Source organism: Anaerotignum sp. MB30-C6 (assembly GCF_030908465.1).
In the GTDB taxonomy this organism is placed as follows: Bacteria; Bacillota; Clostridia; order Lachnospirales; family Anaerotignaceae; genus Chakrabartyella.
Map to the genome: position 1 here is coordinate 136,660 of NZ_CP133078.1, position 14,730 is coordinate 151,389.

General features: G+C 39.3%; 13 protein-coding genes and 1 other annotated feature. Of the genes, 8 read left to right on the forward strand and 5 right to left on the reverse strand.

Annotated elements, in window-relative coordinates; translation table 11 throughout:
• Positions 1–35 precede the first annotated feature (35 nt).
• The 3 genes from RBQ60_RS00635 to RBQ60_RS00645 all read left to right on the forward strand — a co-directional run bounded on the left by RBQ60_RS00635 (position 36) and on the right by RBQ60_RS00645 (position 5,198).
• On the forward strand, positions 36–251 hold the full coding sequence (locus RBQ60_RS00635; protein ID WP_307884675.1) for a hypothetical protein: 216 nt from the start codon (positions 36–38) through the stop codon (positions 249–251).
• 225 nt (positions 252–476) lie between these two features.
• Positions 477–704, forward strand: a binding site (T-box leader).
• Between the two features lie 68 nt (positions 705–772).
• Entirely contained in the window at positions 773–3,412 is a 2,640-nt protein-coding gene (gene alaS, locus RBQ60_RS00640) for an alanine--tRNA ligase (protein WP_307884676.1), read from the forward strand.
• Between the two features lie 400 nt (positions 3,413–3,812).
• Positions 3,813–5,198 (forward strand): NAD(P)/FAD-dependent oxidoreductase, encoded by a 1,386-nt coding sequence (locus tag RBQ60_RS00645; RefSeq protein ID WP_307884677.1) that lies wholly within the window; start codon positions 3,813–3,815, stop codon positions 5,196–5,198.
• Between the two features lie 30 nt (positions 5,199–5,228).
• Here the strand turns inward: RBQ60_RS00645 and RBQ60_RS00650 are convergent, their stop codons facing one another.
• Both RBQ60_RS00650 and brnQ read right to left on the reverse strand, forming a co-directional pair.
• Positions 5,229–5,906, reverse strand: a complete 678-nt coding sequence (locus tag RBQ60_RS00650; RefSeq protein WP_307884678.1) for a helix-turn-helix domain-containing protein — start codon at positions 5,904–5,906, stop codon at positions 5,229–5,231.
• A gap of 238 nt (positions 5,907–6,144) precedes the next feature.
• Positions 6,145–7,464, reverse strand: coding sequence for a branched-chain amino acid transport system II carrier protein (brnQ, locus tag RBQ60_RS00655; protein WP_307884679.1), 1,320 nt, complete (start codon positions 7,462–7,464; stop codon positions 6,145–6,147).
• 734 nt (positions 7,465–8,198) lie between these two features.
• Between brnQ and RBQ60_RS00660 the strand changes: the two genes are divergently transcribed.
• Positions 8,199–8,918, forward strand: coding sequence for a helix-turn-helix domain-containing protein (locus tag RBQ60_RS00660; protein ID WP_307884680.1), 720 nt, complete (start codon positions 8,199–8,201; stop codon positions 8,916–8,918).
• Positions 8,919–8,964: 46 nt separating this feature from the next.
• Here RBQ60_RS00660 and RBQ60_RS00665 read toward each other — a convergent pair whose 3' ends face one another.
• Together RBQ60_RS00665 and RBQ60_RS00670 are read right to left on the reverse strand one after the other, a co-directional pair.
• The gene (locus tag RBQ60_RS00665) at positions 8,965–9,399 is read right to left on the reverse strand and encodes a hypothetical protein (protein ID WP_307884681.1); all 435 of its coding nucleotides are present in this window, start codon (positions 9,397–9,399) and stop codon (positions 8,965–8,967) included.
• Positions 9,399–10,124 carry a S8 family serine peptidase gene (locus RBQ60_RS00670; RefSeq protein WP_307884682.1) on the reverse strand — a complete coding sequence of 242 codons (726 nt, stop codon included), beginning with the start codon at positions 10,122–10,124 and terminating at the stop codon, positions 9,399–9,401. Before RBQ60_RS00670 ends, RBQ60_RS00665 begins: the two co-directional genes overlap by 1 nt.
• A 77-nt stretch (positions 10,125–10,201) precedes the next feature.
• Between RBQ60_RS00670 and RBQ60_RS00675 the strand changes: the two genes are divergently transcribed.
• The 4 genes from RBQ60_RS00675 to thiE all read left to right on the forward strand — a co-directional run bounded on the left by RBQ60_RS00675 (position 10,202) and on the right by thiE (position 13,592).
• The gene (locus RBQ60_RS00675; protein ID WP_307884683.1) at positions 10,202–10,471 is read left to right on the forward strand and encodes a hypothetical protein; all 270 of its coding nucleotides are present in this window, start codon (positions 10,202–10,204) and stop codon (positions 10,469–10,471) included.
• 275 nt (positions 10,472–10,746) lie between these two features.
• Positions 10,747–11,667: a recombinase family protein gene (locus tag RBQ60_RS00680; protein WP_307884684.1), complete on the forward strand. Its 921-nt coding sequence runs from the start codon at positions 10,747–10,749 to the stop codon at positions 11,665–11,667.
• Between the two features lie 472 nt (positions 11,668–12,139).
• Positions 12,140–12,967, forward strand: a complete 828-nt coding sequence (gene thiM / locus RBQ60_RS00685) for a hydroxyethylthiazole kinase (RefSeq protein WP_307884685.1) — start codon at positions 12,140–12,142, stop codon at positions 12,965–12,967.
• On the forward strand, positions 12,954–13,592 hold the full coding sequence (thiE, locus tag RBQ60_RS00690; protein WP_307884686.1) for a thiamine phosphate synthase: 639 nt from the start codon (positions 12,954–12,956) through the stop codon (positions 13,590–13,592). Before thiM ends, thiE begins: the two co-directional genes overlap by 14 nt.
• 212 nt (positions 13,593–13,804) lie before the next feature.
• On the opposite strand, the gene RBQ60_RS00695 is transcribed toward thiE, so the two are convergent.
• Positions 13,805–14,518 carry a GntR family transcriptional regulator gene (locus RBQ60_RS00695; protein ID WP_307884687.1) on the reverse strand — a complete coding sequence of 238 codons (714 nt, stop codon included), beginning with the start codon at positions 14,516–14,518 and terminating at the stop codon, positions 13,805–13,807.
• Positions 14,519–14,730: the final 212 nt, after the last annotated feature.

The following is a 14,730-nucleotide window of genomic DNA, read 5'->3' on the forward strand; positions in this document are numbered from 1 at the left end:
TGTAAAATAAATCAGCTTTGAAAGGCGGAAATGGAATGAATAAAAGCAACATTGTAACAGCAGAGCTAATTGTTATTTTTATTTCTCTGTATTGTTTTTTTAGACCTACGGTTTTAACAGCGTTTGGATATGGTTTGTCAGTGGATGGAGTTGTGATTGTAAGAACACTTTGTTTGCTTTTTGCTTTATATAATTTCGTAAGACTAATATATTTTTTAAATTCTGACGATAAGAAAGGGTCTATTAAATAGGCCCTTTTACATTTTCTGATTTAATTTTTGATTCATCTGTATTCGCCATGGGCTGGAGTTTTTTCTGTGGATTTGTTTGTTTGTTAAATTTTTTAAGTTACCATATCATACGTTTTCTTTGTATACTTTTTTAAATTCTGACGACAAGAATTTGCGCTGTTTAATATTTGCATTTCTCTTGACAAACCAACAGCGGCTTACTATAATCTTCTTAATCGAATGAATTTAAAAGCCATAAAAAGAAGGAGTATTTCACGGCAGACCTTTGCAGAGAGGGAACCATTGGTGAGAGGTTCTCGGAAGCCCGTTGAAGAAGCAGTCTTTTTGGATATTCACAGCTCCGTAGCGGAAATTTAAGTATGTTACGGCGTAGGTCGGCGTTAACGGCATGAAAGCGACGGTTTTTTTAAAAAACCGTAAGCAGGGTGGTACCACGGTTTATTCGTCCCTGATCCTTAGTGATCGGGGACTTTTCTTTTTTTAAAAAATCAATTAAGATGAAATTTTTAAGGAGGAATAATATGAAATATATGGGTGTAAATGAAGTAAGAGAGGCATTTCTTTCTTTCTTCGAAGGCAAAGAACATGTGCGTTTGCAAAGCTTTCCATTGGTTCCACGCAACGACAAAAGTTTGTTGTTGATTAATTCAGGTATGGCTCCTATGAAGGCGTACTTTACAGGACAGGAAGTTCCCCCAAGCAATCGGGTTACAACTTGCCAGAAATGTATCCGTACAGGGGATATTGAAAACGTTGGAAAAACAGCCCGCCATGGTACATTTTTTGAAATGTTGGGGAATTTCTCCTTTGGAGATTACTTCAAAAATGAAATCATCCCTTGGTCTTGGGAATTTGTAACAAAGGTGTTGGAGATACCTGAGGACAAGCTGTATGTAACAATTTATGAAGAAGATGATGAATCTGGAGATATTTGGCATAACGTGGTAGGTGTTCCCCGCGATAGAATTATAAAATTAGGCAAGGCTGATAACTTCTGGGAACATGGTACAGGCCCTTGTGGTCCTTGTACAGAGATTTATTTCGATAGAGGCCCAGAATATGGCTGTGACAACCCTGCATGCGCTGTAGGCTGCGATTGTGACCGTTATATGGAGTTCTGGAACTTGGTACTCACCCAGTTTAACGCAGAGCCCGACGGCACATATACAGAGTTGGCACAGAAAAACGTGGATACAGGCATGGGCTTGGAACGAATGGCTACTATTTTGCAGGGTGTGAACTCTATCTTTGATGTGGACACTGTAAAATCCATTCGTGATACAATTTGTGAAAGAGCAAATGTGGAGTATGGAAAAGATAGCAAAATAGATATTTCTGTTCGTGTGATTACAGACCATGTCCGTTCTGTAACCATGATGACTGCTGATGGCGTGCTGCCTTCCAATGAGGGACGTGGCTATGTGCTTCGTCGTTTGCTCCGCCGTGGTGCACGTCACGGAAAGTTATTGGGCATTGAAGGGGAGTTCTTGGCAGAGCTTTCTAAAGCGGTAATTGCTTGTAGTGGTGAAGCTTACCCCGAATTGGTAGATAAACAGGAATATATTTATAAAATTCTTTCCATCGAAGAAAACAGCTTCTATAAAACCATAGACCATGGTATGGAAATCCTAAAATGCGACATGGATGAGATGAAGGCTGCTGGTCAGACTGTCATGAGTGGTGAAAAATCCTTCCGTCTGTACGACACCTATGGTTTCCCCATTGATTTGACAAAGGAAATCTTAGATGAAGCAGGCATGAAGGTCGACGAAGAGGCTTTTGCATCAGAAATGAAACAGCAGAAAGAAAGAGCAAGAGCGGCAAGGGGCAAGTCCACCTATATGGGAGCTGCGGAAACCGTTTACCACGAATTGCCCGTGGATTTGGAAACAAAATTCGCAGGTTGTGATGTAAAGGCGGCTGATGGGAAAATCGTTGCATTGATTGCCAATGATGAAGTTTCTGAGGCGGCACAAAATGGTGATAGTGTTTCTGTTTTCTTGGATAGCACACCTTTCTATGCGGAAAGCGGTGGTCAGGTAGGCGACCACGGTATGATCAAAACAGAAAGTGGCGTTATTACCGTAACGGATTGTATTAAGGTCATTGGCGGGAAAATTGCTCATGTGGGACAGGTGACAGAAGGCTCTGTTTCCGTTGGAGAAAAAGCCGTTGCCACATTAGACTGGGAAAGACGTATGGCAACAGCAAGAAACCATAGTACCACTCACTTGCTGCAAAAAGCATTAAGAACTGTTTTGGGTAGCCATGTAGAACAGGCAGGTTCTTATGTAAGCCCAGAACGTTTGCGTTTTGACTTTACCCACTTCACAGCGATGACTGATGAAGAATTGAAAGCAGTAGAGGCAATGGTAAACGAAGCGATTTTTGCAAGTTATGTCATTGATGCCATGGAAATGAGCATTGATGAGGCGAGAAGTAGAGGTGCAATGGCGTTATTTGGTGAAAAATATGGCGACGTTGTACGAGTAATTGATATGGATGGTTATAGTGTAGAGCTTTGTGGTGGTGCCCACTTGACAAATACAGCACAGGCTGGTTCTTTCAAAATTCTATCGGAAAATGGTGTTGCAGCAGGGGTGCGTCGTATTGAGGCAGTAACGGGTGCGGAAGCTTTGAAGCATTACCAGACACAGGAAGAGGAATTGAGAGAAATTTGCCGTATGGTTAAGGCAGGGCCTGAAAAATTGGTGGGACGTATTGAACAGCTGGTAGCAGAGCAGAAAGAATTGGCGAAGGAATTAGAGAAACTGAAAGCAAAAATGGCTGGCGGTGCTGCCGATGATATTTTAAACAGCAAAGTGGAAATAGGCGGCGTTGCTGTGCTGGTGGCAGAGGTTAAGGATTTAGATAGCAATGGCATGCGTACTTTAGGCGACCAGTTGAAGAACAAGCTGGGTAGTGGTGTTGTTGTTTTGGTAGGCGGTGCTGACGGAAAAGTAAATCTTATGGTTATGGCTACCGATGACGCTGTTGCAAAGGGTGTTCATGCAGGTAATGTTGTGAAAGCAGCTGCAGCCGTTTGTGGCGGTGGTGGTGGTGGCCGCCCTAACATGGCACAGGCTGGCGGTAAGGATGCAACAAAGATTAGTGAAGCTTTGGAAAAGGCAAAAGAAGTTATTGCAGAGCAGATAAAGTGATTTTTCTAAAAAGCTTATAAAAAGCTTAAAAATGAGAAGGCAGTTGTCCCCAAAAGGGACGGCTGCCTTTTTCAATGTTACAAGGGAAAAGGTAATGACATATCATTCTTTAGAAAATGAAAAAAATTCAGCGGTGTCTTTAATTGAAAAACATATATTCTTGTTATGAATGATTATGCGTGGGAACATTATTTGAGTTTTTGGAAACACAAAAGAAACCCCTTGACTTATGAAATGAAATACGTTAAAATAAGTCGTAAGTGAAGCGAAACTTTTCTTACAAAAGTATAGAAGAGTTTCGCTCTTTTTCTGCGCGCAAAGAATATTTATGCACAAAAAATGTAAAAATATGAGTGACTGAAACAGGCATTTAGCAATGCCACACTAGGAGGTGCTTCTTATGAATTTGAAAAAGCATTATGACGTAGCAATTATCGGTGGAGGTATCGGCGGTATTATGACAGCATACCGTTTGGTTGAAAATAACCCACAAATGAAAGTGCTGATTATGGAAAAGGGTCATGCCATTCAGCAGCGCCATTGCCCTATTGTGACAGGCAAGGTAAAAAAGTGTATCAAATGTTCCTCTTGTGCCATTATGGAAGGTATGGCAGGGGCAGGCGCATTCTCTGATGGGAAGTACGTAATTTCCACAGAATATGGCGGCTGGTTAACGGAGTTTTTGGACCCTCAAACAGTAATACAATATATTGAACAGGCAGATAAGGTTTTGGTGAAGTTTGGTGCAACTACAGACCGTTTTATGCCCAATGATGAATTAAAACACCTTTGCTTGCAGTATGATTTGCATATGAGTCAGGCCCAGTTAAAGCACTTGGGAACAGATTGTAATTTTGAAACAATGCGTAAGCTGATTGAATACTTGGAAGACAAAGTAGATATTGCTGTGGATACAGAAGCCACAGATGTGAATAAAGATACTAAGGAAATCCATTTGGTGCATAGAGGGGAGGAAGACGTGATTACAGCGGATAAAATCATTTTCGCTGTGGGCCGTGTTGGCAGTCGATTCTTCTCTGATTGGTGCGAAAAGAATAACATTCCTTTGAAAAATAATCAGGTGGATATCGGTGTGCGTGTAGAGCTTCCAGCAATGATTTGGGATCATTTCAGTAAAAAAATCTATGAACCTAAAATTTGGTACCGCTCTAAACAGTACGGTGATACAACAAGAATGTTCTGCTTTAACGAAAGAGGTAATGTGGTAACGGAAAATACAGGTGGTGTTTTGACTGTAAACGGCCATTCTTACCGTGAGCAGGACAGAAAAACCCAGAACTCAAACTTTGCCCTGTTATCAACCATCCGTTTTACAGAGCCATTTAAAAAGCCTATTGAGTATGCCAGATATGTGGCAAGCTTGGCCAACTTGATTTGCGGTGGCAGCGTTATGGTACAGCGTTTGGGTGACTTAGAACAAGGTAGACGCTCTGACGAGAGCCGTATTGCTAAGTCTACAACCAGACCTACCTTGCATGCGGTGGCGGGTGATTTGAGCCTTTGTATGCCAAAGCGTCAGTTGGATAACATTATTGAAACGTTACACGCTTTAGATAAAATTGCCCCTGGTACAGCAAACTGCGACACTTTACTGTATGGTATAGAGTGTAAATATTACTCTGCAAGACCTAAGTGTACAGAATTTGAGCTTGATGGTTACCCTGACTTCTATGCCATCGGCGATGGTGCGGGCTTTACCCGTTCTTTATCCCAGGCGGCGGCAAATGGTTTGTATGTAGCAGATAAGATTATAGAAAAGAAGTAATTGTAAATTAAATAAAACCCCGATCCTTACTTAGGATTGGGGTTTTTTATTGTAAGCTGGCTCTTTTGTTTTTGTAAGTCCAAAGGCGGCTCCTAAAATAATAAAAATAGGATAGAAGGACGGGTATAGCTTAAATATTAGTATCATGAGAGCATAGTGCCAAGATTCCAGCCAAAGGGGGATAGGTGTAGAGCTAAACCCCAAACCCTGTTTAGAAGCAAGATAATAGGCATAAGTATCCCCTAAAGCGTTGAAGGTCGGTGGGATTGCAAAGATAAAATAGGCCAGCAAAAGTAATCCGATGGTATTATGCAGCTTATGAGTATGTTTCCCTTTTAGTGGCTTAAGTTCAAGATATAACTGTACTCCCGTGACAATTGTCCAACCTAAAGTGGTGTAAAACATAGGTTTTGCGAGAGTGTAATAAAAAATTTTCAAGCCTACATCAAAAGATCTGTAGGCCGGTTCATGCACAAATTTTTGGAGGAGTACCTGAAAACACCAAAGTACCATGGTCAGGATAGACAGTGCAATAAACTCCCTCCGTTGCTTTTTTTGTGCTTGGACAGAAGGAAATCCGTAAATTAAATGCTTAATATCTACATTTGTAGATTCAGAAAGATTCACCAATGTTTCTATGTCAGGCTGTATCGTTCCATCTTCGTACTCTGCTATGGATTGAGGAGAAAGATTTACCTTTTCTGCCAATTCTTCCTGTGTTAACTTCTTTAGATAGCGTAAGAACGCAATGTTTTTTCCCAAGTTTAACATAATAGTCACCCCTTTTCTTAATTATATCAAGGAGGCCTATATAAGTCATTAGGATATTACAAAATATGGTAAAGATTAGCTTGGGTTATTTTTTATTTTACAAAACAAAAAAGAACAGTGAATCACTGTTCTTTTTTGCAGCTATTTGTTTCAATATTTAGGAAGTTTGGATAAATTAAGCTACATCAGAGTTTCCTTTTTTTGTTGCAAGAATTGCTTTTTGAGACATAGGAATGAATTTACCAATAACACCACCTACGATGGCGGGAACAACCCAGCCGCACTGGTACGCACCGAAAGGCATGCTTCTGATGAAATCGAAGGGTAAGCCATAGCCTAATAATACGTCTGCGGCACTTGCAAATAAAGCAAATAGTGCTGCTCCGATAAAAATATTGTTATTTTTGATATGTTTGCCGAAAAATGTTAAGATAATCATTACCAGCACAACTGGGTACAGCAAAGTCAAGATTGGAGCTGCAATGCTAATGATTGTAGAAATACCAAAGTTAGAAACAATATAACTGAACCCAACGGTAACTAAAACCATTGTTCTATAAGAAATTTTTCCCTTGGTCAGGTCCTCAAAGAAGGAAGCGCAAGAGGAAACCAAACCGATTGCAGTCGTTAAACAAGCAAAGAATACGATGATTGCCAATACCAATACGCCATAGTCGCCAATTAATGTTTGTGTAATGGCAACAACCAAAGCGGTCTGATTGTAGCCTTCAAAGCCGCCTGCGGATGTAGTAGCACCTAAGAACGCCAATCCGCCGTAAATAATGAATAATGCAACAGCGGAAAAAAGACTGGACTTAATAACAACGTTCATTGTTTCCTTTGTTTCAGTATAGCCTTTGCTTTTTGCTGCAGAAATAATAATAATAACAAAAACGATGGAAGCCAGAACGTCCATTGTCTGGTAGCCCGCCATAATACCTTCTTTTACAGTGTCAAAGTGGGTAGTAGTAGCAATTTCGCCAATAGGGTTTAGATATCCAATTACAATCAAGGCCAAAAGACAGATAACCAAAGCTGGTGTCAAGAATTTACCGATTACGTCTACAACGCCAGAAGGACGAATCGTAAACAAAAGTACCAATCCGAAGAAAATTGCGCCAAAAACCCAAGAATTAATGAATGGGAACATTGGCATTACACCCATTTCAAAGGTTGTAGCAGCAGTACGGGGAATCGCTAAGAAGGGCCCGATACACAATACAATCAAAGAGTTGATTATTACCGAGGGAACCTTACCCAACTTACCAGTGATGCCGTTCATAGAAACGTCGCCTGTTTTAATCATTGCTAAAATAGCTACCAATGCCAAACCTACATCGGCAATAAAGAAACATATAAATCCTGTAAACCAATCGCTACCTGCATTTGTGCCCAAGTAAGGGGGGAAAATCAGGTTACCTGCACCGAAGAACATTGCAAACAGGGCCAAACCGATAACTGCAATGTCGATCATGCTTTTGTTCTTTTCTCTCATAGATGAGACCTCCTCGAATAACTTTTCTTCTTCTCTCTCTGCTCTTCTCATACATCGCAAAAATCTACTTTTCTATTATTTTGCTTTAATAAAGTTAGATGACTGCGTCATGGATATTATTATGTTACAAAACGGCGAAGATTTCAAATGGATGAAAAATAGTTTAGCGAAACAAATTATTAAGAAAACATAACGAAACTAAAAAAACTATTGTAAAATGACGGAATTTGTATAGAATATAGTTAAAACCATCAAAAAATCAAAGATTTTATTATTTTAGTGAAATGTACAAATTGCAAATAGGATATAGGAGTGAAAAACATTTCATTGGTTTTTTTTGTACATTAATGTGTTTTTTTTCACGAATCATGGTAATAAATCATCAAAATTTCTATTTTATTAATAAAAAATTAGAATCAAATGTACTACAATGATGAACAATAACTTTGGAAATGCGGTATCAAAAAATAGGTAGTTTCTACTTACAGTGGAAAATATACCTATTTTGTACGGATTTTGGTGCAAATTGGGATGTTCTTTTTTTGAAACAGTTATTGCTACATGAAACTTGTTCTCTACTGGAGGACAAAAAAAGCGAAAATCTGATTTTTTTAAAAAAAAGTCTTTTTTCGAAAGGATTTTGTTGGAATTTGAAGAATACTATCAATTTGTAGGCGAATTAGATTTTAGATTAGTCTTCTAAGATAATAGAATAAAGAAAGTAGGAGGAAACTATGAAAGAAGTCAGTATCCATGTGGGTAAACGGATCAGGCTTTACAGAAAGATGAAAAATTTAACAATTGAGACTTTTGCAGGAATGATTAACAAAAGCAAAGCAACGGTTTCTAAGTATGAAAATGGGGATATATCCATTGATATCGAAACGTTATTTTCCATTGCAGATGCATTGGATATTTCTGTAAACCAGCTTGTTGATTATGAAAACCCTGCGTCCCTTAGTGAAACAGAAGGGGAGGCTCTCACAAAAAGGAAGGCGGGCAAAACCCGTTATTACTTGTACTTTTATGATGGACGAAGAGGTCGCATTGTAAAGAACATTATAGAAGTACAAGGGGTAGGTGAGAATGGCATCTACAATGCAAATTTTTATGCTGATTTAGAAGATTATACTAATTGCTATAAGTGTAAATTTCTTTATCATGGCACCATGCGTAAGTTCGATGCTTTTACAAACTTTAACTTTGAGAATCAAAATAATAAGGTGGAGCAGGTCTTCATGTATGCTATAAATTCCTTCACCCATAATAGCAGAATGGTGGGCATGTTATCAGGGCTTTCTACACACCCTATTTTGCCTGCATCTTTTAAATTTTTACTTTCTCCCGATATTATGGAGGAAAATGAAGAAATGAAAGAGCAATTGGTATTTACAAAAGAGGATATTAAGTATATTAAGAAGATGAACATGTTTGTCATCAATCAGCATCCTTAAGGAAAAAAAGCCTTTTTCTATCACTAGAAAAAGGCTTTTTTATTTTTCAAAATTTTTCTACAAGGGCAAGGGTCATAAGCAAACCTGCAATTTTAGCAGACTGAGGATCTAAGTTTTCTGTAGTTCCATCACTGCCGTCACTGCTTCGTGCTGCAATCAGACCGCCGTCTTCTGTAATGTGGGTAACGCTGTTATTTACGCTTTGCAATGTGTGCATTAAAAGCAAGGAGCGGGTGATACTTTGAATTTGCCCTCGGCCATTTTCATCTAAAAAAGGCGCAATTGCCCTTAAAAGGGTTACTTCCTTCGGTGGGTGTTCTACGGCAAAAGCTTTTTGATCTCCCGCCGCCATTTGGATTTTTTGAATGTAGTTTTTCTCAATTGCTTCTCGTAGTGACGTAGTCATCTCCAGAAAGTCTTTTTCAAGACCTTCTGTGTGCTGAAGTGTTTTTGCCAGTTCATAAACCATATTTCGTTCCATTAAACCAAAACCACCTTTCCTGTTTGAGTAAGACAGGTACTTTTATCCAACAGCCCTCCATTTTCAGTTGCTATTTTAATCAAAGCAGCCTTTATGTCGTTGGGTTTGGCATGGGGGAATCGCTCTAATAGCAACGAAGCCGCCCCGCTCACCAAGGGGGTGGCCATCGAAGCACCGCTCATACTGATATAATTGGGATAAATGATATTTTCCCGACTTCGGTTGGGCATAGAGAATTGATAATCTGGAGAGAGAACGGAAACAATATTCTCTCCGGGTGCCCAAATATCTGGTAGATAAGAAATCTCCTTGGTAAACAGTGAAAAGGGCTTGTGTCTAATAAAATAATCACGGTCTTCCCAAGTTCCTACGGTAATTACCATGGGGCTGATGGGCGGTGGGGGTTGATAACCTCTACGTCCATCGGGATTCCCTGCGGCAGCTACTACAACGATTCCTCTGCGCCAAAGTGCCTCCACACTTTCTTTTAGCGGTTGATTTACCTTTCTGTCATTGGAACCGATGGATAAATTTACTACTCTTATATTATATTTATTAGCGTTGTCCATTATCCATCTTAATGCGGCAACTGCGTGGGATGAGCTGCCTTGACCGTTTTGGTCCAAAATTTTAAGAGAAATGATGTGTGCTTGTGAGGCAACTCCTGCATAACGCCCGTTGGAGAGGACGCCATTACCGCACGCAATACCCGTGACATGGGTCACGTATGTTTATATTGCTTTTGTACCGATATTGATATAAAATAAAAAGAAAGTGATACAAAAATTGGGGGGATGTTTCTTTGAAAATATCTGAAAAAGGTCAAGCACTTTTGGCAAAATATAAAAAAATCCAAAAGCTGTATATTCTTTTGCTGGCATTAGCGGCAATGAGCTTAGTTTTTTTACACAATTTTGTATTGATGGTAGCTCTTGCGGTGTTTGCTTTTGTTTTTGAAGCCAAAGCGTATATATGTCCCCATTGCAAAAAAACCGTTGACTGTAAACGGAGAATTAAAGAAGATAGCTGTTGTCTTCACTGTCAGAAATACATATTTAAAAATTTGGATTAAAATTGATGCCCGCAATTTGTTTGCGGGTTTTTTATTTGAAAAAAGCTGGGGAGGATGTTTTGTATCAAAAGTAGGGTTTGGCAAAGTTTCTAAAGCTTTGAGATGAAACACAGAAAAAATGGAAAACCCCTGCTATGCAGTGGGTTTATTTTTTATGGTAAAGAAAATAAAAGACTTAATAATGAAAAATGAAAAGACGGCAATTTTTTATAGGGATAAGGGAGGGGTTTTTTCGTATATATTGGTAACAAGGAAGAAAAAAAGGGGGCTTTTTTATGCCCAAGGTTGCCTTATATTGCCGTTTGTCTGTAGAAGATGGAACGGGGGAAGAAAGTGAAAGTATACGAAATCAAAGGATGATGCTGATTGCCTATGCCCAGAAAAAGGGGTGGGAACTATATGATATTTATGAAGATGAGGATTATTCGGGATTGCGAGAGGATCGTCCATCCTTCTGTCGGATGATTGAGGATGCTAAGAAAAAAAAATTCCACATTATACTTTGCAAAACCCAATCCCGTTTTACCCGTAGTGCAGCTACGGCAGAACATTATCTCCATGAAAAGTTCCCCTTATGGGGCATTCGCTTTGTTACTGTTGTGGACGGTGTTGACACAGCAAACAAGGAAAATAAAAAGGCAAGGCAAATCAATAGTTTGGTAAATGAGTGGTATTGCGAGGAACTTTCTGAAAACATTCGCTCTGTTTTACGCAAGAAAATGGAGTTGGGCCAATTTTTGGGAAATTATGCACCCTATGGGTATGAGAAAGATTTGAATGACCGTCACCACTTGGTGATTCTTGAGGAGGAGGCTAAAGTGGTACAATATATCTTCAAGTTGTATTTATCGGGGTTATCCTGTAAGAAGGTTGCAGATAAACTAACGTTTGAAAATATTCCTACTCCATCTCAGAAAAAACAAAGACGGGGTCAGGATATGGGGCGTAAGCCCAGCGTACGTTGGGGTGCAGGCACCATTCGAAAAATACTGACGAATCCCGTATATATTGGTCATATGGTGCAGGGAAAGGAACAGAAAATCAGCTTCAAGTCTACAAAAACCATGGAGGTGCCGAAACAGCATTGGGTGGTAGTTAAAAATACCCATGCACCTATTTTGAGTGAAAAAATGTTTGAAAAAGTGCAGAAAACCATGGAGTCAAACCGCCGTGGTGCAAGGGGACAAAGGGTTTGACAAAGATATTTCCCTGTGCTATTCTAAAAATTAGGAAGCAATTCCGATATCGTCAAAGGGGAGCTTGTAGGCAGGCTGAGAGGAAGTACCGATACTTCGACCGCAAACCTGATTTGGATAATGCCAACGTAGGGAACATACTTCGTTTATGGAGACATTCCCAAAGGGAATGTCTTTTTTAACGGACTTGGGTAAGTTCCCGCCTCTTTAGGTGAGGGGCACTTCCGCTGATTTCAGTGCAGAGTATAAGCTCTCACAGAAAACAAAGGCGTTACAAACGCCGTCCGTTATAAGTATTTTTTGTTAAGCAAAAATACGCATAGTCTTCTAACGGAAACTCTAAAGTACACCCATCTTAATGCCGTGGAAAACACTGTCCGTTATATTAGTAAAATTATGAGATAGTTTTGCGAATAGTTTTTACGAAGGGTTCCGCTGGAAAATCTAACGGATTTTTTAAGGAGGAAAAAAAGTGGAGAAAAATATTATTAAAAATGTAAGAGAAACCGTGCCTCTAGTGCACAACATTACAAATTACGTTACAGTAAATGATGTAGCCAATATTTTATTGGCCTGCGGAGGTTCTCCTATCATGGCAGATGATGCCGGCGAGGTGGTAGAAATCACAAGTATTTGTGGAGGTTTAAATATCAATATAGGCACGTTAAATGGCCGTACCATTGAATCTATGATTTTAGCAGGAAAAAGAGCCAACGAGTTGGACCATATTACGGTTCTGGATCCAGTGGGAGCAGGGGCATCAAAATTGCGAACGGAAACAGCTATGCAGCTTTTAAAAGAAGTGCGTTTTTCTGTCATTCGTGGCAATGTGTCTGAGTTGAAAACCCTTTGGGGTGGTGAAGGAACAACAAAAGGTGTGGATGCAGATATTGCTGACCGTGCTACGGAAGAAAATTTAGATGATATGATGGAGTTTGCTAAAAAATTGAGTAAAAAAACCGGTGCTGTGATTGCCATGACAGGGGCAATTGATGTTGTAGCCAACGAGAGCAAAGGGTATGCAATTCGTAATGGAAATCCATTGATGTCTAAAATTACGGGTACGGGATGTATGCTTAGTGGTGTAGTGGCAGCTTATTGTGTTGCAAACCCAAAACATTTATTAGACGCAACAGCAGTGGCGGTAGCGGCAATGGGCTTGAGCGGTGAAATTGGATTTGAAAGACTTGAAAAGACTGCATTAGGGGGTACGTCTTCCTATCGTACCTATATTATAGATGCTATGAGTAATATGAGCGATGGTATTTTACAGGAGGGTATTAAAATTGAAGCTAGATAAAAAAACTTTATTGCTTTATGCTGTGACAGACCGTACTTGGTTAAATGGCAGAAGACTTGCCGATGATGTGGAGAAGGCATTGCTGGGTGGTGCTACTTTTGTTCAGCTAAGGGAAAAAGACGCAGACTTTGATACGTTTTTGGAACAGGCAAAGGAAGTAAAGGAAGTTTGTAAAAAATATGGAGTGCCTTTTGTAATTAATGATAACATAGAGGTGGCCTTAGCCGTTGATGCTGATGGCGTTCATGTTGGACAGAGTGATATGGAGGCGGGCAGTGTAAGAGAAAGGCTTGGAGCAGATAAGATTATTGGTGTTTCTACCCGTACGGTAGAAGAGGCCCTCCTTGCCCAAGAAAGAGGGGCTGACTATGTAGGTGTAGGAGCAATGTTCAATACCTCCACTAAGTTGGACGCCTCTGACGTATCTTTCGAAGGGTTAAAAGAAATTTGTACGGGGATTGATATACCTGTTGTTGCCATTGGTGGAATTAGTCTAAACAATGTAGAGGAACTTTCGGGAACGGGTATCGATGGGGTTGCTGTGGTTTCGGCATTGTTCGCTGCACAAGATATTAAAAAAGCCTCGGAAGAAATGAGAGAAAAACTGGTAAAAATCGTAAAATAGGGGGCGTTGTAAGACAAGAAGATGTTGTCGGACAAGATGAAATTTTTAGTGAAAACTCCTTATTTTTCCTAATATAACTAGAAAAGTTAGTAATGAATTCGTTTTTGAGACGAAAACCATCCATTACACAAGAAAATTGAAAAGTAAACTTAGAAAATGTAACCTTTATGAAAAAGCCCCCTTTTAGTTTTAGCTAAAAGGGGGCTTTTTCATTATTCATTGGGTAAAACCATCTGATTTACCTTAAATATTAGTTGCAAAGCACGTCTGGAGTTTGCAATGTGGGTTTGGATAGCATGGTTCAATGCGTTTAAATCTGCATTAAAGGCAGCCTTTAGAATGTCTTCATGCTCAGCCACACATTCACAATCCCGATAGTGGGGCTGATTTAGATAAGTGCCCGTTGCATAAGTAAAAGGTTGTAAATCATTTAACACTTCCACTGCTTTTTTATTACCTGACGCAGTTAAATAGAGGGTATGAAACTCCATGTCTAAAGAAAAATATTTTTCGGGAAGACAAGAGGATTCGTTGGTTTGGATGAATTTTTTTTGTTCTTCCAAATTTTCTACTAATTGTTGGCGCAAGTTACTGTTGTAGTTCAAAGTCGAAATAATGTCCTTAATAAAGAAGGTATCCATCATTAATCGCATATCAAAAATATCGTTTAGTTCATGGGGGGTTAACGTACGTACACTCATGCCTTTATTCGGCGTGTTCACCACCATTTTTTCTTCTGCTAAGCGCTGAAGTGCTTGCTTTACCGGTGTATCACTAACATTATACTGTCTTGCAAGTTCTTTAATATTTAGCTTTTCGCCAGGTAGAAATTGTTTTTTCGTGATGCTATCTTTTATTTCTTGGTAAATTTGGTTTGTTAACGTAAGCTTTTTGCCTTCTAGAGGCTGCACATTTTTATTTTCCACTATTACCCCATCCTAACTTTAGTTTTCGTTCATCCTTTTCCCCTTACTGCATTATATAATACCTGAAAAAAAAAATCCACTTTTTCCTGTAAAAACATTAACAAACTAAGGGTTTTTTCTTTTTGAAAATATTTAATGCTAAAATAATAGTCTCATTTGGCAAAAAAAAAAGATTCGAAGAATAAGGATGAAATTATATAGCATACAAAATA